This is a genomic window from Corallococcus sp. AB038B (genome assembly GCF_003668955.1).
Taxonomy (GTDB): domain Bacteria; phylum Myxococcota; class Myxococcia; order Myxococcales; family Myxococcaceae; genus Corallococcus; species Corallococcus exiguus.
In genome coordinates, this window is the sequence record NZ_RAWO01000005.1 from 280,067 (window position 1) to 301,767 (window position 21,701).

The 21,701-nt window shown below is 70.4% G+C and carries 16 protein-coding genes; 10 read left to right on the plus strand and 6 right to left on the minus strand.

Annotated features, from left to right (window positions below; genetic code table 11):
- Window positions 1–167 precede the first annotated feature (167 nt).
- The 6 genes from pilB to D7Y04_RS22580 are packed head-to-tail and all read left to right on the plus strand — an operon-like array spanning window position 168 to window position 8,971.
- Window positions 168–1,868, plus strand: coding sequence for a type IV-A pilus assembly ATPase PilB (pilB, locus tag D7Y04_RS22555; RefSeq protein ID WP_120598398.1), 1,701 nt, complete (start codon window positions 168–170; stop codon window positions 1,866–1,868).
- Between the two features lie 45 nt (window positions 1,869–1,913).
- Window positions 1,914–3,026, plus strand: a complete 1,113-nt coding sequence (locus D7Y04_RS22560; RefSeq protein ID WP_120580214.1) for a type IV pilus twitching motility protein PilT — start codon at window positions 1,914–1,916, stop codon at window positions 3,024–3,026.
- A gap of 55 nt (window positions 3,027–3,081) precedes the next feature.
- Entirely contained in the window at window positions 3,082–4,338 is a 1,257-nt protein-coding gene (locus D7Y04_RS22565) for a type II secretion system F family protein (RefSeq protein WP_121760669.1), read from the plus strand.
- Between the two features lie 19 nt (window positions 4,339–4,357).
- The gene (locus D7Y04_RS22570; protein ID WP_171808519.1) at window positions 4,358–5,935 is read left to right on the plus strand and encodes a nitrogen regulation protein NR(II); all 1,578 of its coding nucleotides are present in this window, start codon (window positions 4,358–4,360) and stop codon (window positions 5,933–5,935) included.
- Window positions 5,936–5,979: 44 nt separating this feature from the next.
- Complete coding sequence (locus tag D7Y04_RS22575; protein ID WP_121760779.1) at window positions 5,980–7,374, plus strand: sigma-54 dependent transcriptional regulator; 1,395 nt, start codon at window positions 5,980–5,982, stop codon at window positions 7,372–7,374.
- Window positions 7,375–7,390: 16 nt separating this feature from the next.
- Window positions 7,391–8,971 carry a hypothetical protein gene (locus D7Y04_RS22580; protein WP_147477178.1) on the plus strand — a complete coding sequence of 527 codons (1,581 nt, stop codon included), beginning with the start codon at window positions 7,391–7,393 and terminating at the stop codon, window positions 8,969–8,971.
- A 21-nt stretch (window positions 8,972–8,992) separates the two neighbouring features.
- Here the strand turns inward: D7Y04_RS22580 and D7Y04_RS22585 are convergent, their stop codons facing one another.
- Both D7Y04_RS22585 and D7Y04_RS22590 read right to left on the minus strand, forming a co-directional pair.
- Window positions 8,993–10,519 carry a hypothetical protein gene (locus D7Y04_RS22585; RefSeq protein ID WP_147477179.1) on the minus strand — a complete coding sequence of 509 codons (1,527 nt, stop codon included), beginning with the start codon at window positions 10,517–10,519 and terminating at the stop codon, window positions 8,993–8,995.
- A 191-nt stretch (window positions 10,520–10,710) separates the two neighbouring features.
- Window positions 10,711–12,498, minus strand: a complete 1,788-nt coding sequence (locus D7Y04_RS22590; RefSeq protein WP_158627577.1) for a tetratricopeptide repeat protein — start codon at window positions 12,496–12,498, stop codon at window positions 10,711–10,713.
- 184 nt (window positions 12,499–12,682) lie between these two features.
- Between D7Y04_RS22590 and D7Y04_RS22595 the strand changes: the two genes are divergently transcribed.
- Window positions 12,683–14,443 (plus strand): tetratricopeptide repeat protein, encoded by a 1,761-nt coding sequence (locus D7Y04_RS22595; RefSeq protein ID WP_121760673.1) that lies wholly within the window; start codon window positions 12,683–12,685, stop codon window positions 14,441–14,443.
- Window positions 14,444–14,449: 6 nt separating this feature from the next.
- Here D7Y04_RS22595 and D7Y04_RS22600 read toward each other — a convergent pair whose 3' ends face one another.
- From D7Y04_RS22600 to D7Y04_RS22615, 4 genes are all read right to left on the minus strand, one after another.
- Window positions 14,450–15,217, minus strand: coding sequence for an ABC transporter permease (locus D7Y04_RS22600; RefSeq protein ID WP_120597150.1), 768 nt, complete (start codon window positions 15,215–15,217; stop codon window positions 14,450–14,452).
- Entirely contained in the window at window positions 15,214–16,194 is a 981-nt protein-coding gene (locus D7Y04_RS22605; RefSeq protein WP_120597151.1) for an ABC transporter ATP-binding protein, read from the minus strand. The genes D7Y04_RS22600 and D7Y04_RS22605 overlap by 4 nt, the downstream gene beginning before the upstream one ends.
- Window positions 16,175–17,101 (minus strand): pilus assembly protein PilG, encoded by a 927-nt coding sequence (locus D7Y04_RS22610; RefSeq protein WP_120597152.1) that lies wholly within the window; start codon window positions 17,099–17,101, stop codon window positions 16,175–16,177. The genes D7Y04_RS22605 and D7Y04_RS22610 overlap by 20 nt, the downstream gene beginning before the upstream one ends.
- Before the next feature lie 93 nt (window positions 17,102–17,194).
- Window positions 17,195–17,785, minus strand: coding sequence for a type IV pilin protein (locus tag D7Y04_RS22615; RefSeq protein WP_121760674.1), 591 nt, complete (start codon window positions 17,783–17,785; stop codon window positions 17,195–17,197).
- Window positions 17,786–18,014: 229 nt separating this feature from the next.
- Between D7Y04_RS22615 and D7Y04_RS22620 the strand changes: the two genes are divergently transcribed.
- The 3 genes from D7Y04_RS22620 to D7Y04_RS22630 are packed head-to-tail and all read left to right on the plus strand — an operon-like array spanning window position 18,015 to window position 21,701.
- On the plus strand, window positions 18,015–19,112 hold the full coding sequence (locus D7Y04_RS22620) for an A24 family peptidase (RefSeq protein ID WP_120597154.1): 1,098 nt from the start codon (window positions 18,015–18,017) through the stop codon (window positions 19,110–19,112).
- 22 nt (window positions 19,113–19,134) lie between these two features.
- Entirely contained in the window at window positions 19,135–20,253 is a 1,119-nt protein-coding gene (locus D7Y04_RS22625) for a sensor histidine kinase (protein WP_121760675.1), read from the plus strand.
- A 35-nt stretch (window positions 20,254–20,288) separates the two neighbouring features.
- Entirely contained in the window at window positions 20,289–21,701 is a 1,413-nt protein-coding gene (locus tag D7Y04_RS22630) for a sigma-54 dependent transcriptional regulator (protein WP_121760676.1), read from the plus strand.

Below are 21,701 nucleotides of genomic sequence, written 5' to 3' on the forward strand. Positions count from 1 at the left end.
GAGCACGCCAGGGCGCCTTGACAGGCCGCGCATCGGTTTCCTCTAATCCGGGAGGATCCGTGCCAGGGCTTCAGGCCCCTGTAGCATGGCCTCATTCCCCCCGCGGGTCCCGCTGACAGCCGGGGCTCTGGCTGTTCCCTCCTCACGTTCAAAGAGGCATCCCAGAAATGTCCGGTCGACTCGGTGAATTGCTGGTGCGCGAGAACCTCATCTCCGTCCAGCAACTCCGCAAGGCGCAGGAGGAGCAGCAGAAGAGTGGTGCGCGCATCGGCACGGCGCTCATCAAGACGGGCGCCATCGAGGAGTCGAAGCTCACCGACTTCCTGTCGAAGCAGTACGGCGTCCCGGCCATCAACCTGAAGGACTTCGACATTGATCCGGACATCATCAAGCTCGTGCCCAAGGAAGTGGCCGAGAAGCACCTGGTGATCCCGGTCAACCGCGCGGGCCCGTCCCTCATCGTGGCCATGTGCGACCCGTCCAACATCTTCGCGGTGGACGACCTGAAGTTCCTCACCGGCTACAACATCGAAGCCGTCGTCGCGTCCGAAATCTCCATCCGCGAAGCCATCGAGCGCTACTACGCGGAGAAGGGCCCCTCGCTGGAGGACATCGTCGGCGACGTGGGCGACGACATCGAGGTCGCCAAGGAGGAGCAGGAGAACGTGGATGAGATGGCCAAGGCCGCGGATGACGCGCCCGTGGTCAAGCTGGTGAACCTCATCCTCATGGACGCCATCAAGAAGCGCGCGTCCGACATCCACATCGAGCCGTACGAGAAGGACTTCCGGGTCCGCTTCCGCATCGACGGCGTGATGTACGAGGTGATGCGCCCGCCCATGAAGCTGCGCAACGCCATCACCAGCCGTCTCAAAATCATGGCGTCGCTGGACATCTCCGAACGCCGCCTGCCGCAGGACGGCCGCATCAAGATCAAGATCGGCGGCGGCAAGGAGATGGACTTCCGCGTGAGCGTGTGCCCCACGCTCTTCGGCGAGAAGGTCGTGATGCGCTTGCTCGACAAGAGCAACCTGCAGCTCGACATGACCAAGCTGGGCTTCGACGCGACGCCCCTGGCCTGGTTCAAGGAGGCCATCGACCGGCCCTACGGCATGGTGCTGGTGACGGGCCCCACGGGCTCCGGCAAGACGACGACGCTGTACTCGGCGCTCTCCAGCCTCAACGACGTGGGCACCAACATCTGCACCGCGGAGGACCCGGTCGAATTCAACTTCGCCGGCATCAACCAGGTGCAGATGCATGAAGACATCGGCCTGAACTTCGCGGCCGGCCTGCGCTCCTTCCTCCGCCAGGACCCCGACATCATCATGATCGGTGAGATCCGCGACTTCGAGACGGCGGAAATCGGCGTGAAGGCGGCGCTCACGGGCCACCTGGTGCTCTCCACGCTGCACACCAACGACGCCCCTGGCACGGTGAGCCGTCTGCTCAACATGGGCATCGAGCCGTTCCTCGTGACGGCGTCGCTCAACCTCATCCTCGCCCAGCGTCTGGCGCGCCGCCTGTGCCCCGCGTGCAAGCGCCCCGCGGAGAAGGTGGACGAACAGGCCCTCATCGACGCGGGCATCCCGCCGGACAAGATGGGCACCTTCACCATGTACGAGAAGGTCGGCTGCCGCGAGTGCAACGACCGCGGCTACCGCGGCCGCGTGGCCATCTACGAGGTCATGCCCTTCTGGGACGGCCTCAAGGAGCTGGTCATCAACGGCGCCTCCGCCGCGGAGCTCAAGCAGGAGGCCATCCGCCTGGGCATGAGCAGCCTGCGCATGAGCGCGCTCAAGAAGCTCATGGACGGCATGACGACGCTCGAAGAGGTCGTGGGCAACACCGCGCCGGACCGCTTCTAGTCACCCCCTTCCTCCACCACTTTTCCCCCGACAGGACACGCATCCGTGGCCAACCTGCACCAGCTCCTCAAGGCGATGGTCGAGAAGGGCTCTTCCGACCTCCACATCACCACCGGCTCGCCGCCGCAGCTCCGCGTGGACGGTGAGCTCGTCCCGCTCAAGACGGCGCCGCTCACGCCCGTGGAGACCAAGCAGCTCTGCTACTCCATCCTCACGGACGCCCAGAAGCACAAGTTCGAGGAGGAGAACGAGCTGGACCTGTCGTTCGGCGTGAAGGGCCTGTCGCGCTTCCGCGCGAACATCTTCATGCAGCGCGGCGCCGTCGCCGGTGCGTTCCGCACGATTCCCTTCAAGATCCTGACGTTCCAGGAGCTGGGCCTGCCGCCGGTGGTGGCGGAGCTGGTGAAGAAGCCGCGCGGCCTCATCCTGGTGACGGGCCCCACGGGCTCCGGCAAGTCCACCACGCTGGCCTCGATGATCGACAAGATCAACACCGAGCGTCATGAGCACATCATGACCATCGAGGACCCCATCGAGTACCTGCACCCGCACAAGAACTGCCTGGTGAACCAGCGCGAGGTCGGTGCGGACACGCGCAACTTCAAGACGGCCCTCAAGTACATCCTCCGCCAGGACCCGGACATCGTGCTGGTCGGTGAGCTCCGAGACCTGGAGACCATCGAGGCGGCGCTCACCATCGCGGAGACGGGCCACATCTGCTACGCGACGCTGCACACCAACAGCGCGGTGCAGACCATCAACCGCGTGCTGGACGTCTTCCCGCCGTACCAGCAGCCCCAGGTGCGCGCCCAGATGTCCTTCGTGCTGGAGGGCGTGATGAGCCAGGCGCTCGTCTCCAAGGTGGGCGGGCCGGGCCGCGTGCTGGCCCTGGAGGTCATGGTGCCCAACCCCGCCATCCGGAACCTCATCCGCGAGGACAAGGTCCACCAGATCTACTCGTCCATGCAGGTGGGCCAGGCGAAGTACGGCATGCAGACGTTCAACCAGGCGCTGGCCGCCCTTCTGGCGCGCCGGGTCATCTCCCAGGACGAGGCCTTCGGCCGTTCTTCCGACCCGGAGGAGCTGCGCAACATCCTCGCCTCGGGGGGTGGAACGGGCGGAGCCCAGCGGCCGGCCGGGGGAGCGGGTGCCCGTTAGTTTTGGGGCATGAAAATCACAGGTTAGACTCCTCGCCCTCCCCGGAGGTCCCGTCATGGCAGCACCCGCAGTGCAACAGAAGGCGACAGCGTCCAAGAAGAACAGTGCCCAGTTCCTCTGGGAGGCGAAGACCAAGAGCGGGGAGAACAAGAAGGGCGAGATGGAGGCCCCGGACATCGAGGCCGTCAACGCGCGCCTCAAGTCGCTCGGCCTCAACCCGACGAAGGTGCGCAAGAAGGGCGCCCTCGACGGGGCCATCTCCCTGCCCGGCATGGGCGGGGTGACGGGCAAGGACATCCTCATCTTCACCCGTCAGTTCGCGACGATGATCGACGCCGGCCTGCCGCTGGTGCAGTGCCTGGACATCCTCGCCAGCCAGATGGACAACCCCGCCTTCAAGAAGGTGGTGTTCGCCATCAAGGGCAAGGTGGAGCAGGGCAGCACCTTCGCGGACGCGCTGAAGGAGCACCCCAAGATCTTCGACGAGCTCTACGTGCAGCTGTGCGCCGCAGGCGAGGTGGGCGGTATCCTCGACACCATCCTCAACCGGCTCGCCGCCTACCGTGAGAAGAGCGAGAAGCTGAAGGCCAAGGTCAAGAGCGCCATGACCTACCCGTCGGTGGTCATCCTGGTGGCCATCGGCGTGACGGCGCTGCTGCTGCTCAAGGTGACGCCCGTCTTCGAGAAGATGTTCGCGGACTTCAACTCCAAGCTGCCCGGGCCCACCCAGGTGGTCGTGGACATGTCGAAGTTCGCCCAGGCGTACTTCATCCACACCGTGGTCGGCATCGCGGCGGTGGTGTTCTCCTTCTCCTGGAGCTACCGCCAGCCCAAGGGCCGCAAGTTCTGGGACAAGGTCTTCCTCAAGTTGCCCCTGTTCGGCGACGTGCTCCGCAAGGTGGCCGTGGCGCGCTTCACGCGCACGCTGGGCACGATGATCTCCTCCGGTGTGCCCATCCTGGACGCGCTGGACGTGACGGCGAAGACGGCCGGTAACCGCACGGTGGAAGAGGCCATCTACTACGTGCGCGGGAAGATCGCCGAGGGCAAGAACATCGCGGGCCCGCTCCTGGAGACGAAGGTGTTCCCGTCCATGGTGGTGCAGATGATTGGCGTCGGCGAGGCGACGGGCGCCATGGACACCATGCTCAACAAGATCGCCGACTTCTACGACGACGAGGTCGACACGGCGGTCAGCGCCCTCACCTCGATGATCGAACCGCTCCTCATGGTGTTCCTGGGCGGCGTGGTCGGCGGCTTCCTCATCGCCATGTACCTGCCCATCTTCTCGCTTGCCGGCGCCATCAAGTAGCGCGGGCGGTGGAAGGCTGATGCGCGGCGTGGCCCCCGGGCTGCGCTCGCGTCTGGTGTGGCTGGTGTTGTTCCGCACCGTCGCGGCGAGCCTGTCGCTCGTCGTGACGGTGGTCCGGCTGGCGACCCAGCCCGCGCAGGAGCCCAGCCGCGCGGACTCGCTGTCGTTCGGGGTCATCGCGGCGGCCTACGTCCTCACGGTGGTGACGGGCCTGCGCTTGCGCCGGGGCACCGCGGGGCGCCTGGACGCCGTGGTGCAGGTGGTGGGCGACGTCATCATCGCCACCGGCCTGGTGTTCCTGAGCGGCGGCGCGGAGTCGCCGCTGACGTTCCTCTACAGCCTGGCCGTCATTGGCGCGGCGGTGGTGTTGGACAGGCGCGGCGCGCTGTGGGCCGCGGTCGTGTCCTCGCTGGCCTTCACCGGGCTGCTGCTGGTCATGCGGCTCACCCTGCCGGCGGACGCCCCGGCGATGGCGCCCTCGCGGGTGCTCTTCGTGCTGGGCAGCAACGTGCTGGCGCTGGGCCTCATCGCCGTGCTGTCCGGCTACCTGTCGCGCCAGCTGTCCGCCACGGGCGGCGCGCTGTCCCAGAGCGAGGCGGACCTGCGCCGGCTGGGGCGGCTGCAGCAGCTCATCCTGTCCTCCATGCCGTCGGGGCTCGTCACCTGCGACGCCGGGCGGCGCGTCACCTTCCTCAACACCGCGGCCTGCGGCATCCTCCAGGTCACGGACAGCGCGTGCGTGGGCCAGCCGCTGGAGAAGCTCCTGCCGGGCGTGTCCGTGCTGGCGCCGCGCGCCACCCGGGGTGAGCTGCGGGTGAAGACGCCCGGGGGCCAGCGGGTGCTGGGGCTGTCCGTGTCGCCCCTGGAAGGCGAGGCGGGCTCGCTGCTCATCGTCTTCCAGGACCTCACGGAGCTGCGGCGCATGGAGGAGGACTTGAAGCGCACGGACCGCCTGGCCAGCCTGGGCGCGCTGTCCGCGCAGCTGGCGCATGAAATCCGCAACCCGCTGGCCGCCATGCGCGGCTCCGCGCAGCTGCTGGCCCAGGACCCGTCCAGTGACGTGGTGGTGACGAAGCTCACCGGCATCCTCACGCGCGAGGCGGACCGGCTGGCGCGGCTGGTGGAGGACTTCCTGCGCTTCGCGCGCCCACCCGAGCCGCAGCGCCGGCCGGTGGCCCTGGACACGCTGCTGTCGGAGACGGTGGACATGCTCCGCGCGGATCCGCTTTCACGCGAAGTGCAACTGGAGGTGCGCCTGTTGGACGCGCTGACGGCGCCGGTGGATCCGGACCAGCTGCGTCAGGTGCTCCTCAACCTGGTGCGCAATGGCATCCAGGCGGCGGGTCCAAAGGGAACCGTCCGGGTGGCGCTGGCGCGCGCGGACAAGGAAGCGCAGATTCGCGTGTGGGACTCGGCGGGAAGCATCACGGAGGAGATGATGGGACACCTGTTCGAGCCGTTCTTCACGACCCGCAACGGTGGCACCGGGCTGGGCCTGTCCACCGCGCACTCCATCATCCACGCGCACGGAGGCACCATCCGCGTGACGTCCAATCCCGCTGAAGGCACCGAGTTCCTCGTGGGGCTGCCCCTGTGACGGCGCCGCTCCCTCATGACGGTGGGTCGCGCGGCCACGTGCTGGTGGTGGACGACGAGCTGTCCATGCGCGAGTACCTGGAGATCCTCCTCGTGCGGGAAGGCTACGCCGTGACGAGCGTGCCCTCCGTGGAGACCGCGCGCGCCATGCTGGAGAAGGACCAGGTGGACCTGGTCATCTCCGACATGAAGCTGGGCCAGGGCAGCGGCCTGGACGTGCTGCGCACGGCGCGCTCGCGCAAGGAGCCGCCGGAGGTGGTGCTCATCACCGCCTTCGGCACGCCGTCCTCCGCGGTGGAGGCCATGCGCGAGGGCGCCTACGACTACATCTGCAAGCCCTTCGACAACGAGGAGCTGCGGCTGCTGGTGCACAAGGCGCTGGAGAAGCGCGCGCTGCGCCAGGAGAACCTCACGCTCAAGTCGCGGCTGTTGCCCGGCCTGGGTGGGTTGCTGGTGGGGACGAGCGCCCGCATGCGCGCCCTGTGGCAGCTGGTGGAGAAGGTGGCGCCGGGCCGCAGCACGGTGCTGGTGACGGGGGAGAGCGGCACCGGCAAGGAGCTGGTGGCTCGTGCCATCCACCTGCGCGGCCAGCGCGCCGCCCAGCCCTTCCTCCCCTTCAACTGCGGCGCCCTCAATGAAGGCGTGCTGGAGAGCGAGTTGTTCGGCCACATGAAGGGGTCCTTCACGGGCGCCACGCATGAGCGGCCGGGCCTGCTGGTGTCCGCGGCCGAGGGCACGGTGATGCTGGACGAGGTGGGCGAGATGCCGCTCGCCACGCAGGTGAAGCTGTTGCGCGTGCTGCAGGAGCGCAAGGTGAAGCCGGTGGGCAGCGCGGCGGAGATTCCCTTCCAGGCGCGCGTCATCGCGGCCACCAACCGCCGGCTGGAGGCGGAGGTGAAGGCGGGCCGCTTCCGCGAGGACCTCTTCTACCGGCTCAACGTCATCACGCTGGAGTTGCCCCCGCTGCGCGAGCGGCCGGAGGACATCCCGCCGCTCGCCACGCACTTCCTGGCGCGGCTGGCGGAGGAGCTGGGCCGGCCGGCCCTGCGCTTCGCGCCGGAGACGCTGGTGTTGATGGAGCGCTATGCGTTCCCGGGCAACGTGCGCCAGCTGCAGAACATGGTGGAGCGCGCGGCCACGCTGTCGGACTCGGAGCTGCTGGGGCCGGGGACGCTGCCGCCCGCGGTGCGCGGTGAGTCGGAGCCCCAGAGCCGCCCGGGCGACAGCGGCGAGCCTTCGCTGGGCTCGGGCTTCAACCTGGAGCGCCACCTGGACGAAAACGAGCGGCGGCACCTCTTGGCCGCGCTCAAGCAGTCCCAGGGCGTGAAGACGCGCGCCGCGGAGCTGCTGGGCCTGTCCTTCCGCTCCTTCCGCTACCGGTTGGCGAAGCACGGCCTCACGGAAGAACTGGACGAGCCGGGCGGGTCCCGTGTCGGTTGAGGAGGGCCCCGGGACGGTGCCTGCTGGCGCTGGCCGCCCGTGGGGCGCGGTGGGCGCGCTCGTCGGGACGGGGCTGGCCCTGCTGGGACTCTGGGCCTGGTTCTCGCCGGAGTACCTGACGGTCCGCGGCTTCCCCGTTGACGACGCGTGGATCCACGCCGTGTACGCCCGCGCCTTCGCGAGCGGCGCGGGGCTCAGCTACAACCCGGGCGTCCCGGCCACCGGGGAGACCTCCCCTCTGTGGGCCGTGGTGCTCGCGCCCGCGCACCTGCTATCCGCTGACGTGGCGACGCGCGTGCTGCTGGTGAAGCTCACCGGCTTCGTCCTCCACCTGCTCTCCTGCGTGGCCGCGTTCCTCGCGCTGCGCCGGGCCAGCGTGGCCTGGGCGCTGGGAGGCGCGCTGGCGGTCCTGGTGCATCCGGACCTGGTGGCGGCCAGCGTCAGCGGGATGGAGGTGCCCCTGGCCACCCTGGCCGCGTGGGGTCTGGTGCTCTGCCTGGGCGCGCGCTCGCCGCTGGCGTTCGGGCTCGTCAGCGTGGCCGCGCCGCTCTGCCGCCCGGAGCTGCCCGTGCTCGCGTTCACGCTGCCGGTGCTGCTGCTCGTGCGCGGCCGCCGTTCCTGGCGGGCCCCCGTGCCGTACCTCGTCGCCGCGGCGGCGGGGACGTTCGCGTCCTTTGGCCTGCTGTCCTTGTGGAACCTCGCGGCGTCGGGCCGGCCGCTGACCGCCACGTTCTACGCGAAGGTGGGCTCGGGCGGCCCGAGCCTCTGGATGGCGCAGGCGTTGGGCTTCGGGGAGCTGCTTCCGGGGCTCACCTTCACTGTGTTGCCGGTACTGGTCGTGCTGGCGGTGCTCGCCATCGTGGAGCTCGTGCGCGCGGAGGTTTCGGCACCTTCGCGGCTGGCCGCCGCCGCCGCCGTGTCCGGGCTCCTCTTCTGCGCGGTGTCCTTCAAGCTCATCCCGCCCATCGACCCTTCCGTCTTCTACCACCAGCGCTACGCGCTGCCCGCGCTGCCCCTGCTCATCGCGCCCTTCCTGGTGCTGGGAGGAGGGTGGCTCCAGGCGCGCGTTCCGTCCCTGGGGCGCCCGGCGGTGGCGGCCCTCGCCCTGCTTCCGGCGCTGGCCTGTGCCCTGGGGCTGCCACACCGCCTGGAGCGGCTGACCAACGACGCCCACAACATCGACGATACGCAGGTGGCGCTGGGCCGCGCCCTGGCGAGCGCTCCTCCCGAGGCGGTGGTCTGGGTGACGGATGCCGGAGCGGTGCGCTACTTCGGCCAGGCCTTCGTGGTGGACACGCTGGGACTCAACACGCCCGGCATGCTGGGCCCGGATGCGCAGGGCTACCTGGACGCGCACCCACCCACGCACCTGGAGGTCGTGCCCCTGTGGTCGGGGATCCGCTCCGAGGCCAGCCGCCCGTGGCCCCCTCCGCGCGTGTTCCAGCCCTCCACGCCCTACACGGTGACGCGCTTCGCGGCCATGCAGCGTCACGCCCTGTTCTCCTGCGCGGAAGGGACGGGCCTCTACGAAATCCGGGGACGGACCTTCCGCTTCAGGTGCGCATCGCCGGTCCCGCTCGTGGAGGGCGGCCCCTAGTCAGGACGAGGCCGCCGGGCGTCACGGTTTCGGCGTGGGAGCGACCTGCGCGGGGGCGGGCGGTGGGGCGGGAAGGGCGGTCCGGTACAGCCGCCACCGGCCCTCGTGCGTGACGGGCTCCAGCGGGAGGTGCTGGGGCAGGCCTTCATGGTCGCCGTCAGGCAGGCCCACCAGGGCGTATTCGAAGGAGCGGAAATCCCGCTCCGGCCGGACAGCGCGCGCGTTCCACTCCAGGCCCTGGGTCCAGGGCGGCGCGCGCAGGCGGCGGAGGACCACCGGGCTGGGCGCGAACCAGGAGAAGGAGAAGTTGTTGCTCGCCCCGCGCCACACGTACGTCCACGCGAAGGTCTGCAGGAAGGGGCGTCCCTCGATGATCCGGCTTCCCCGCAGGTAGTCGAGCCCCAGGACGCGGGCGCCCTCCGGCACGGCGTCCACGGCGGCCTCCAGTCCGGACAGGTCCTGCTCCTCGAAGGCGCGCCAGACCAGCGTGGTGAAGCCCGTCAGCAGCAGCATGGCCGCCGCGGACCACGCGCGCAGCGCCTGCACGGGAAGCCGGGGCGCGGGGACCGCGAGCACCAGCAGGGCCATGGCGAAGGGCACCCAGCGCTCGGCCATGAGGATGGTGTTCTGGGCCAGGTCGGGCAGCACCAGGGAGAGGGCCAGCATGAACAGGCCCGGAACCACGAGCGCCCAATCCACCAGGCGGCGCAGCTCCTTGCGGTGCTGCCACAGCCCCAAGCCCATCCACAGGACGATGAGGATGAAGACGGGCCCCTCCACGGAGTCGCGCATCCCGCCAAAGGCCGCGCTGACGAAGCGCACGGGGGAGATGCGCACCCAGAAGTCGCGCTCGTAGAAGATGGGAGAGGTGAAGCCCCGCTTTGACAGCTGGGAGAACCACCACAGCGCGAACAGCCCCACGGGCGTCACGGCCGAACCCTGGAGCAGGACGGTCTTCCAACCCGGCCGGGTCCGGGCCCAGTTCAGCGCCAGGGTGAACATGCCCATCGCGAACCAGAGGGCGTGGAACCAGTAGAGCAGCGCCGCCCCCAGCAGGAACGGCAGCACCCCTCTCGGGGTGGTGGCCCGGGGGGATTGGATGAAGTGCAACCACACCACGTAGACGGGCCAGCCGGCGAGCAGCGGGGTGAACCCCCAGTACAGCACCTGGCTGAAGAAGAAGAGGGAGCCGAGCACGGCGGCCTCGGGCGAGTGGTTCCGGCGCCAGGCCAGCCAGTGCACCGCCGCGGCGAAGAGCGCCCCCAGCGCCAGCACCGACGCGCTCCCCAACCACCGTACGGGCAGGGTCAGCCACAGCGGCAGCAGCACCACGTTCGAACCCCAGTAGGGCGTCAGCGGCTGGATGCGGTACGCCCCACTCGGGTCGTGAAGGGCCTCCAGCAGCAACCGGACCTGGCCCAGGTGCTGGGGCAGGTCGCAGAGCGGCGGGATGGTCACGGCCAGACTCGGCAGTGCGACGCCGCACACGCTGAGCAGCAGCAGGAGCAATCGCGTGCGGAGGGAAGAGGAAGAAGGCGTGTCGCTCATGTGGGTGGCGTCGTCCGCGACAGGACGGGCGGGCTCCCGTCGCCGGGGCACCATACCCGAGCGCTCCGCCGCCGGCAGGGCGTTGCCGGGGACTCATGTCCGGGCGGCTGGTCACCCGCCGCCCGGAAAGGCCCGTGCGTCCATGCCCCCTCGCTCCGGTGCGCCGCCAGGGCGGGGCCGGGGGCCGGGCATCAGGGCTTGGAAGCGCCCGCGCGGGCCGCCGCGGTCTCGTGCTCCAGGGCCCGGGCTTCATCTCCCAGCGCATGGTGGGCGCGGGCCAGCGCCTGGAGCACGGCCGGGCTGTCCGGGGACAGGGCGCGGGCCTTCTCCAGCGGCTCCACCGCCTCCTTCGCGCGGCCCAGGCGGAGCAGCGTCTCTCCCAGGCCCCGCCACGCGGCGGCGGTTCCAGGCGCGAGGGTCGCTGCCTGCCGGAAGGCGCGCGCCGCGGCTTCATCCTCGCCCAGGGCCCGCAGGGCCTCTCCCAGCTCGAGGTGGAACCCGGCGTGCTCCGGTTTGCTGGGGAGGGCCGCCTCCAGCAACTCGCGGGCGCGTGCGGGCTGGCCCGACCGGGTGAGGGCGCGCGCGAAGGTGCTCACCGCGAGCGCATCCGTGGGACGGAGCACCACCGCGTGCTCCAGCGGGCCCAGCGCCTCTTGCGCCTCGTTCTCGCGCAGCAGCGCCGCGCCCAGTTGGTAGTGCGGCGTGGGGGTGTCGGGGTGGAGTTCCGCGGCGTTCGCCCACAGGGAGACCTCGTTCTGCCAGACCCCCACCTGGACCCCGGAGCGCGCGGTGGCCGCGAGGAGCACGGCACCGGCGACGAGCGCGGGAACCCACGGGCGTGATGACGCCGCCTCCCGGCGGGCCCAGGCATTCCAGCCCGCGGCGACCAGCAGACAGAAACCCACCGACGGCAGATACGCGTAGCGCTCGGACACCGCGCTCTCGCCCAGGGCCCGCAGGTGAAGCGCGGGGAGCAGGGGCAGTAGCGTCCAGCAGAGCCCCACCCACGCGCCGCGAGTACGCCGGTGCGCCAGCACCCCGCCCGTGACGATCGCCATGGCCACTCCGAGCCCGGCGAGGAGCTCCCCGTCCAACAGCGATGTCGTGGGCTCGAAGGGATGGAAGACGCTCAGCCCTCCCGGCAGCGCGAGCAGTCGTGCGTAGTGGGCCAGCAGCGGCAGCGCGTTGAGGAGCGCCCATCCCACGGGGACCGACGCCCAGCCCGAGTTCACCGTGGCCCAGCCCACCGCGTTCAGCCGGAGGGCGGCGTACGCGCCCGCGACGAGGACAAGGGGGCCGTAGCGCCAGGCCCGCTCCCGCCACCGGCCCGCGTCCGACGTGCCCGCCGCGACCTCCCAGACGAGCAACATGCCGGGAAGCATCACGGCCACTTCCTTGAACAGCAGCGCCACCAGCCACATCAGGGCCCCCACCACCGCGCGGGCGGGCGCGAGCGGGCGCGCGGTGAGGAGCCACAGCATGGCCAGCCCCGCGGTGGTGGCGGACACGTCCATGAGTGCGCTCACCCACGCCACGGCCTCCACGTGCACCGGGTGCACCGCGAAGAGCAGGCCGGCCACCAGCGCCGCGCCGGGGGACTGGCCATGCAGCAGGCGCCGCGCCAGGGCCCAGACGCCCAGGGATGCAAGCGCGTGAAGCACCACGGGCACCAGGTGGTAGGCCACCGGTGACATCCCGGCCACCGCGTGGACGCCCATCAGGAGCACGTGGATCAACGGCCGGTAGAAGGCGGCGCTCGCGCTGGCGGCCGGCACGAAGCCGAAGAGCTGCTGGGTGAAGACCTCCCCCAGCCACGCGGACGAGCGGATCCAGGGGCTGGCCTCCACCAGCGCGAAGTCGTCGTAGACGAAGCCGTTGGCGAGCGCCGGCGCGTACACGACGAGCGCCGCGAGCACCACGCCCAGGGCCTGGAGGCGGGGGCTCGGCCGCCAGGAGGGTTCAGTCGTCGCGGGCGTCATCACAAGGGGCTCCCAGGTGGCGCGCACCATACCAAGCCCCACGGTGGGACGGGCTCACGTCCCAGGCAGGGGTGGAAGGCCCGCCGTCGCTCCGGGCAGGAAGGCGGGCGGGCCTGGGGTCCAGGGACCTTGTCGTGCGCGAAGGGGCGCTGTGGGGAGGTGTTAGGGTCCACGCCGCCCGGCCATGGATTCCGCTCCGTCCCGTTCCTTGCTCCCGCGTCCCGCCCGCCAGGTCCTCCTGGTGGTGCTCGTGGCGCTGCTCGTCCACACACCGGCGCTCGTCAACGGCTTCGTCTATGACGACGTGCCTCTGCTGCTGGAGAACCCCTGGCTGCGTTCGGTGGGTGGCCTCCAGGCCGCGTTCAGCCACTCCCTCTTCGGCTTCGTCGACGACGGCGCGGACGCGGGGCTGGGCTCGGGCTACTACCGGCCGCTCGCGCACGTGACGTTCTGGCTGCTGCGCGCCGTCTTCGGGACCGCTTCGTGGGGCTACCACCTGCTGCTGCTCCTCGCGCATGCGGGCGCGTCCGTCTTGGTGTGGCGGCTGCTCCGGACCTGCCTGCGCGGCGAGGGCAGGGAGGACGCGTCCGGGTGGGCGGCCCTCGCGGGCGCGCTCCTCTTCGCGGTGCATCCAGTTCATACGGAGGCCGTGGTGTGGGTGAGCGGCTGGATGGACCTGGCCGCCACGGTGGCCCTGCTCGTGACGGTGCGGCTGCTCGTCCCGGGGCCGGTGTCCGCCGTGCGCACATGGCTGGCGGCGCTCGCGTGGCTCACGGGCCTGCTCCTGAAGGAAACCGCCATCGTCCTGCCAGTGCTCCTGTGGAGCGTCGAGTGGGCCACCCAATCGGCGCCCGTGGGGTTTCGCGAGCGCTCGCGCCGCCATGGCCCGCTGCTCGTGTCGCTGGGCGCGTACGCCGCCCTCCGGCTGAGCGCGCTGGGGCTGGCCGCGCCAACGGATCCCCGGCGCCTGTCGAATGGCGGCGCGAGCGTGGCGGATGCGCTGGCGTTGGTGACGGAACTGGGCGGCAAGCTGCTCTGGCCACACCCGCTGCTGGCGGCGCCTCCCGCGTCGTGGGTGCGCTCGCCGTGGGAGCCCGCGGTGCTCCTGGGGGGACTGTGCTCGGTGGGCCTGCTGGCGCTGCTGGGATGGGCGGTGCGAAGGCGGCACGGCGCGGTGTTCGCCGGTGGCGTCTGGCTGGCCGTGCCCCTGTTGCCCGTGCTCGCCCTCCAGTCGCGCGGCGTGGAGGCCTACGCGGAGCGCTACCTCTACCTGCCGTCGGTGGGCTTCGTGCTCCTCATGGCGGTGGGGCTGCGGGCCCTGCTCACGCGCTGGCCTGGAAGCGCGCGCGCCGTGACGCTCGCGTCGGGGGGCGCGCTGGCCGCCTGTGTCCTGCTGACGGTGTCGCGCATCCCCGTGTGGCACGACGAGGTGTCCCTGTGGGAGACAACCGTGGAGCAGGTCCCCGAGCGTCCGTCAGCCCATGCGTGGCTGGGCGCGGCCTACCTGAACGTGCGGCGCGCACCGGAAGCGGTGCCCCACCTGGAGACCGCCGCGGCGGCGCTGCCCGGGAACTACCGCGTGCGCAGCGACCTGGCCGTCGCCTACGCGATGACCGGGCGCTTCCAGGACGCCGTGCGCCAGTTGGAGGCGGCCATCCGGCTCAAGCCCCGGAGCGCCACCCCGCGCCACAACCTGGGGCTGACGCTGCGCAGGGCAGGGCGGGTGGAAGCGGCGGTGGAGAGCTTCCGGGAGGCCCTCCAACTGGAGCCGGCCCGTGCGGACTCGCACCTGGAGCTGGGCCGCACGCTTTTGCAGCTGGGCCGGCCCCGCGAGGCCGAGGCCGCCCTCACGGAGGCGCTTCGCCTCAAGCCGGACCTGGAGGCCGCGCGCCGTGCGTTGGCGGCGGCCCGGTCCACGCCATCCACGGCGAAGCCCGGGCCCTGACCCCCGTCAGCGGAAGTCGCGCCGCTCGAAGATGAACATGGCCAGCGCGGTGAAGACCGCGGCCCACGCCGTCCCGTAACCCACCGCGGACAGCAGGGTGGTCGCGTCGACGGGCAGCGCGTACGTGGCCTGGGGCTTGAAGTTCATCCGCTCCAGGTTGGGCAGCATGTAGAAGATGGTGCGGCCCATCCAGCGGACCAGCTGGCTCTCCGAGTAGCTGGAGATTTCATACAGGTCCCCCGCCAGGTGCCCGGCGAAGTACAGGCCCGTCGTGCAGATGGAGGACACCGCGGGGCCGCAGAAGCTGGAGAAGAGGATGCCCGCGCTGCTGAGCACGAGCAGCTCGAACCACATCGCCCCGGCCGCCACCAGGTGCGTGGAGTGGATGGGCGTGCGGAACAGCAGCAGCTGGCTCAGGAAGATGAGCGTCATCGCCACCAGCACCACGCCCAACGTCAGCATGGTGCCCGCCAGGCGCGCCAGGAGGAACTGCGTGCGCGACACCGGCTTGCTCACCATGAGGAAGATGGTGCGCCGCTCGATCTCCCGGCTCAGCAGGCCGCACGACAGGAAGATGGCGAGGAAGGCCAGGATGAGGCTCATCATCCCCAGGCCGAAGTCGGTCAGCACGCGGTCGAAGGTGCTGACCGTCACCTCCGTCACCAGCGTGGAGGACAACAGGACGATGACCGCGAACACGCCCACCACCACCGTCACGCGGTTGCGGCGCGCCTCGCGAAAACCGTTCCACATCATCGCGCTGAACGCGCTCACGTGTTGATCTCCCCGCCCACGCTCGTCGCGCGGCCCGAGTTCTTCAATGCGTCCATGAACAGCTGCTCCAGCGAGAACCGCGCCGGCTGGATGCGGTTCACCCGACCGCCCGCGCCCAGCACCCCGCCCAGGAGCCGCTGGCTGTCCGCGTCCGACACCTGCAGGAGCACGCGCCCGTCCAGGGCCTGCGCGGACTCCAGCACCACGCCCAGCTCCTTCACCTTCTCCAGGGGCAGGTTCTCCACCACCATCTCCACGGTGGGCACCTGCGCGGACACCAGCTCCTGCACGCTGCCTTCGCGCACGCGCCGCCCGCCCACCAGCACCGCCAGGCGGTCACACAGGGCTTCCACGTCCGGGATGATGTGGCTGCAGAACAGCACCGTCGTGCCGTGGTCCCGCTCGGCGAGGATGAGGTCGCGCATCTGCCGGCGGCCCAGCGGGTCCAGGCCGCTCGTCGGCTCGTCCAGGATGAGCAGCTTCGGCCGTCCCACCAGCGCCTGCGCCAGCGCCACGCGCTGCACCATGCCCTTGGAGTAGCGGCGGATCTGCAGCTTCTCCGCGCCCGCCATCTCCACCGCGCCCATCACCTCCGTCACCCGCCGGTCCAGGTCCTGGCCGCTCAAGCCGGACAGCTGTCCCGCCAGCGTCACGAACTCCCGCCCGGTGAGGTACTCGTAGGGCGCCGGGTTCTCCGGCAGGAAGCCCACCAGCCGCCGGGTGGCCGCGTGGTCCACCGGCTGCCCGTACAAGAGCGCGGTGCCGCCACTGGGCCGCACCAGGTTCATCAGGATCTTGATGGTGGTGGACTTGCCCGCGCCGTTGGGGCCGAGCAGGCCGTAGATCTGCCCGGGGCCCACCTGGAGGTCCAGTCCCTGGAGCGCCCGCACGGTGCGGTTGAGCCAGAAGCCGACCTTGTACGTCTTGGAGAGCCCCTGGGCCTGGATGGGAAGGGCTTCAGGGTGTGGTGTCTGCATTGGGAGCCATGCCCTCCGGTTGGGCGTTGGGGCGGATGCGTTTTCCTTCGGGAGTGCGCTCATCGTAGATGACCTGCAAGCGGAACTCCGAGGCGGACGAGTACACCCGGCCGCCGTGTCCAATGAAGAAGCGGCCACCCAACGGATCCGCTGGCAGCCGGGTCATCCCTCCATCCTCCACCAGTGCTTCCACGGTGGCGGGAGCGCGGCCGTGCCGGGTGCGGTAGCGCGCCACCTCCGCGTCCAACTGCTGGAGCACGCGCTCCTGGAGGATTTCCCGGACGCGGCGGTCGTAGGTCTGGCGCGTCTCTTCGTCCTCGGCGCCGTCTCGCATCATCACCGCCAGGGACAGGCCCGTGTCGAAATCGCCGGCCTGGGCATACAGCCGCGTGGCCAGCGCCGAGTACCAGGCCGGCGCATCCCTCCGGCGCGACAGCTCCGTGATGATGTCCGCCGCTTCCTTGTACTCGCGGTGGAAGAACATCAGGTTGTAGGCAAGCTGGAACCACGTGCGCGAGTCCTCCGGCACGTTCCGGGTCCCCTTGCGCAGCAGCTTCGTGGACTCCTCGACGTTGGCGTACTGCTCACGTCCCAGGTGGACGGGGATGGTCGTCCCCGCGAACCAGTAGACCGTCGCGAACTTGGGATCCAGGTCCGTCGCCAGGTCCGCGTAGGCGTAGACGTCCCGGTAGTCCGAAGGGGTCTTGGACCTGCCGATGCGGTTGAGCGTGAGGATCCAGAAGTAGTCGGTCACCAGCCCCAGCTGTCCCCGGAAGACCGCGCGCAGCAGCCCGGGGCGCGGCAGGAGCGGCCGGTCGTTCACCCGGAGGGTCGGGGCAGGGGGCGCCGCCAGCAACACGACGCAGAGCAGGGCGACAGGAAACAGGAAGGCAGGCAGCTTGCGCATGGGCCTCGAAAAAAACGAACGGGACCTCCGGAATCCTCCCGGAGGCCCCGCGTGCTGAATCATGCCTCCTCGTTCAGACAGAGGCCAGGGACATCACGGGCAGCTGACGTCGTTGTACGCGTTGCCGGGCTCGCCACCAGAGATGGTGTCCTGATCGTTGCCGCAGAGACCATCCAAGGCGATGGTGGTCGCCGAGGAGGTGATGCCCCACGTGTCGCCTTCTTCGTCGTTGTCGACGTTGCCGGTGGCCGTCGCGTTGAAATCGCAGGAGGGGCAGCTGTTCGCTGGCGTCACGCCAGCTACCACCGCCAGGGTGGCCACCGTCGGCTTGTTCTTGAAGCGGGCCTCGTCCTGGCCGATGCAGCCGATCGTGTACGTGCGGGCGGCGACGGCCACCGCCTCGTTGCAACCGGTCGCCAGGCCGTAGCTGTAGCGGTTGCCGGCCTCAGGCGTGAAACCCAGCTTCTTGAAGTCGATGAGGTACGCGTCCTTCTCGCCGAAGTACGCCTTCTGGGCGGTGTAGAGGGCCTTGAGGTTGGTCTTGGCCTCCGACTGCTTCGACTTCGCCTGGAAGCGCATGAAGTTCGGGATGGCGATGGCGGCCAGGATGCCGATGATGGCGACCACGATCATCAGCTCGATGAGGGTGAAGCCACCCTTCTTCCGGAAGAGACGGTTCATCATGATTGGGGACTCCGCAGTGGGCAGAGGGGGGTTGAACGACGTGGGAACACTTAGCACGAAGAGTGCCACGCCGAACAATCCGCCCAACCCCCGGGATTCCCAGGGCAGGCGGGCTGGGCAGGGGATGGATCACCCGTAGGCCTGCCAATTTTTGTCACTGACGCTGACGGTTTTCGTCCTCCATCGCGCAGTCGCCAGCTCTGGAAGCGGCGGGTAGGATTCCGGCTCCGTGACGTTCACCTACGCGCCGGGCTGGGCCGAGCCCCTCTTCATCCTCTTCCTGTTCATCCTCGGCCTGTGTTTCGGCTCGTTCCTCAATGTCGTCATCGCGCGGGTGCCGGAGGGCCTGAGCATCGTGCGGCCCGGCTCCCGCTGCCCGAAGTGCGGGCACGTGCTCGCCTGGTACGAGAACATCCCCGTCCTGTCGTGGCTGGGGCTGCGCGGGAAGTGCCGCGGCTGCGGCATGCCCATCTCCCCGCGCTACGTCCTGGTGGAGCTGCTCACGGGGCTGTTGTTCCTCGCGTGCCTCAAGCGCTTCGACTGGACCTATGAGCTGGTGCCCGCGCTGGTGCTGGTGTTCCTGCTGGTGCCGCTCACCTTCATCGACCTGGAACATTGGATCCTCCCGTTCTCCCTGACGCTGCCGGGCATCGCCGCCGGCGTGCTGCTGGCCATTCCCCAGGGCGAGGGCGCGGTGGGGCAGGCGGTGCTGGGCGCGGCGGTGGGTTTCCTCGGCTTCCGGCTGATGGAGTACGTGGGCTGGCGCGCCTTCAAGCGCGAGGCGCTGGGCGGCGGGGACAAGTTCCTCGTCGCGCTGCTGGGCGCGTTCCTGGGCTGGCACGCGCTGCTGGGCATCCTCTTCTTCTCGTCGCTGCAGGGCTCCATCGTGGGCGTGGCGCTCCTGGTCCTCACGGGAAGGGCGGGCCCTCGCGGCGCGCCGGAGGCGGAAGCCACGCCTGCCGCTCCCTCCCAGGCTCCCCAGGATCCCCAGGCCGACGCGCCTCTCACCCCGTCCGAGGCGGCTCCGGCGGAAGCTCCGAAGGTGGAAGAAGGGGAGCCCGAGCCCACGATGACGTGGGACTTCACGAAGCCCGGTCTGCCCCTGTGGAAGCGGGTCGTGCTCGTCCCCTGGTGCCTGCTCTTCCAGCCCATCCCGGACGCGCAGCTGGACGAAACGGGTGAGGAGGAGGAGTGGGTCCCCGGGCCCACCAACATCCCCTTTGGCCCGTGGCTGGCCCTGGCGGGGTTGGAGGTGATGCTCCTGGGGCCCTTGCTCGCGCGCGTGCTGCCCCTGGACGTGGCGCTGATGCTCGGGGGGACGCGGTGAAGAACCCCGCGCCGGTGCGGGGATGAAGTGGCGCATCGCCAGCGTGGCCTTCCTCCTGGGCTCGCTGTCCACGGGGCTGTCGTGGCTGACCCTGCAGCCGGTGCTCATCCGCCTGCTGGACACGGCGCGAAGGCTGGCGCTGCCTGGGTCGCTGGACATGGAGAGCCTGGCGCGGATCCGCGCCTTCCTGCCGCTGGCGCTGGGCCTGGATCTGCTGGTGTTGACGGTCCTGGCCTATGGCGTGCTGGACCTGGCGGTGGGCCGCCCGCTGCGCGCCATGGAGAAGTCCGTGGAGCAGCTGGGCCGGCTGCAACTGGACGTGCCGCTTCCCGAGCAGGGCGGGCCATTCCTGTCGCGCATCCAGCGCGAGCTTCGGCGCATGGCGGAGGCGCTGCGCCAGGAGCAGGGCCTCACGCGCGCGCAACTGGAAGCACTGCGCGAGGCCAACGCCCGGCTCGCGCGGGCGCAGACGGAGCTCGTCGCCTCCGAGCGGCTGGCCACGGTGGGAAAGCTGGCCGCGGGCGTGGCGCACGAGGTGGGTAACCCGCTGGCGGGCATCCTGGGCTACCTCTCCCTGGCGCGCTCCAGGGCGCGGGAGCCGGAGCTGACGGACTTCCTGGAGCGCATCGACCACGAGGTGCTCCGCATCGACCGCATCGTGCGGGGGCTGCTGGACCTGGGCCGTCCGGCCAGCACCCAGCCCGGGCCGGTGGACGTGGGGCAGGTGGTGGAGACGTGCGTGCGGCTGGTGCGCGCCGGGCCGGAGCTGGACCGGGTGGACGTGACCCTGGAGGTGACGCCCGGCCTGCTGGCCCGCGCGGATCCAGGCCCGCTGTCGCAGATCCTCATCAACCTGCTGCTCAACGCGGCCCAGGCCATGGGGGGCGAGGGGCGCGTGCGCATCTCCACCCGGCGTGAGGACGCGCTGCTGCTGGTGGAGGTGGAGGACAGCGGCCCGGGCCTGTCGCCGGAGGTGCGCGCGCGCCTCTTCGAGCCGTTCTTCACCACCAAGGGCCGGCAGGGCACGGGCCTGGGACTCGCGGTGTCACTGAACCTGGCCCAGGGCATGGGGGGCCGGCTGGACGCGCGCGACGGGGCGGGCGGCGGCGCGTGCTTCCGGCTGTCGCTGCCAGCGGCCTGACGGCGGGCCCGGACGGCATATGATGGGCATCCCCCATGCCCCTCTTCCGCACCATCCTCGTCGCCGACGACGAGCCGTCCATCCGCCACATCCTCACCCTGGTGCTCACCGACAAGGGCTATGACGTGCGCGCCGTCGCCGACGGGGACGAAGCCCTGCGCGAGCTGGCCACGCGCGCGTATGACGTCCTGGTGACGGACGTGCGCATGCCCAAGCGCGACGGGTTGTCGGTGCTCCGGGCGGCGCTCGCGGAGCAGCCGGGCCTCACCGTGGTCGTGATGAGCGCGTACGGCTCCCAGGAGCAGGCGCTGGAGGCGGTGCAGGCGGGCGCCTACGACTACGTCCAGAAGCCCTTCAAGCCGGAGGAGATCGTCCTCGTCCTGCGCAAGGCGGAGGAGCGCGAGCGGCTGGTCCGCGAGAACCGCCGGCTGCACGAGGCCCGGCTCCCCGGCGCCTCCGGGGGCCACATCCTGGGGCACAGCGCCTCGCTCCATGCGGTGCTCAAGCAGGTGGCGCGCGTGGCGCCCGTGGACACCACGGTGCTCATCTCCGGGGAGAGCGGCACGGGCAAGGAGCTCATCGCGCGCGAACTGCACGGAAAGAGCCGCCGCGCCGCCATGCCCTTCGTCGCCGTCAACTGCGGCGCCATCCCTCACGGCCTGCTGGAGAGCGAGCTGTTCGGCCACGCGAAGGGCGCCTTCACCGACGCTCGCACCGCCCGCCGGGGCCTGTTCGCGGAGGCCGACGGCGGCACGCTCTTCCTCGACGAAGTGGGCGAACTGCCCCTGGGCGCGCAGGTGAAGCTCTTGCGCGTGCTGCAGGAGGGGGAGATCCGACCGGTGGGCGAAAGCCGCGTGGAGCGCGTGGACGTGCGCGTGGTGGCCGCCACGCTGCGCGACCTGGGCAAGCTGGTGACCCAGGGCGACTTCCGCGAGGACCTCTATTACCGCCTCAACGTCGTGAACCTCACCCTGCCGCCCCTGCGCGAGCGCCGCGAGGACATCCCGCTGCTCGCCCACGCCTTCATCCAGCGCTTCAACCGCGACCTCAACCGCGAGCCACCGGTGGAGGGATTGACCCCGGAGGCGGAGGCCCTGATGACGGCCTACGCCTGGCCGGGCAACGTGCGCGAACTGGAGAACGCCATGGAGCGCGCGGTGCTGCTCGCGGAAGGCACCCACGTCGCGCCCGGCAGCCTTCCGGAAAAGCTGTGGGCGGCTTCCGCACCCGCTCCGGCCGGGACGGCCGCGCCGCTACAGGCCGGGAGCGACCTGTCGCTCAAGCGCGCCATCCGGGAGCTGGAGGAGTCCTACATCCGGGCGGCGCTGCGGCGCACGAAGGGCAACCGCACCCGGGCGGCGGAGGTGTTGGACATCAGCCACCGGGCGCTCCTCTACAAGATCAAGGAGTACGGCATCGATCCGGACGCGGAGGGCTCCCGGACCTGA

Bases quoted from the DNA above. Each gene is read 5' to 3' on its own strand.
- pilB (WP_120598398.1), top strand. From the start codon at position 168: ATGTCCGGTCGACTCGGTGAATTGCTGGTGCGCGAGAACCTCATCTCC.
- D7Y04_RS22565 (WP_121760669.1), top strand. From the start codon at position 3,082: ATGGCAGCACCCGCAGTGCAACAGAAGGCGACAGCGTCCAAGAAGAAC.
- D7Y04_RS22570 (WP_171808519.1), top strand. From the start codon at position 4,358: ATGCGCGGCGTGGCCCCCGGGCTGCGCTCGCGTCTGGTGTGGCTGGTG.
- D7Y04_RS22585 (WP_147477179.1), bottom strand. From the start codon at position 10,519: ATGAGCGACACGCCTTCTTCCTCTTCCCTCCGCACGCGATTGCTCCTG.
- D7Y04_RS22590 (WP_158627577.1), bottom strand. From the start codon at position 12,498: ATGACGCCCGCGACGACTGAACCCTCCTGGCGGCCGAGCCCCCGCCTC.
- D7Y04_RS22595 (WP_121760673.1), top strand. From the start codon at position 12,683: ATGGATTCCGCTCCGTCCCGTTCCTTGCTCCCGCGTCCCGCCCGCCAG.
- D7Y04_RS22605 (WP_120597151.1), bottom strand. From the start codon at position 16,194: ATGCAGACACCACACCCTGAAGCCCTTCCCATCCAGGCCCAGGGGCTC.
- D7Y04_RS22610 (WP_120597152.1), bottom strand. From the start codon at position 17,101: ATGCGCAAGCTGCCTGCCTTCCTGTTTCCTGTCGCCCTGCTCTGCGTC.
- D7Y04_RS22615 (WP_121760674.1), bottom strand. From the start codon at position 17,785: ATGATGAACCGTCTCTTCCGGAAGAAGGGTGGCTTCACCCTCATCGAG.
- D7Y04_RS22625 (WP_121760675.1), top strand. From the start codon at position 19,135: ATGAAGTGGCGCATCGCCAGCGTGGCCTTCCTCCTGGGCTCGCTGTCC.
- D7Y04_RS22630 (WP_121760676.1), top strand. From the start codon at position 20,289: ATGCCCCTCTTCCGCACCATCCTCGTCGCCGACGACGAGCCGTCCATC.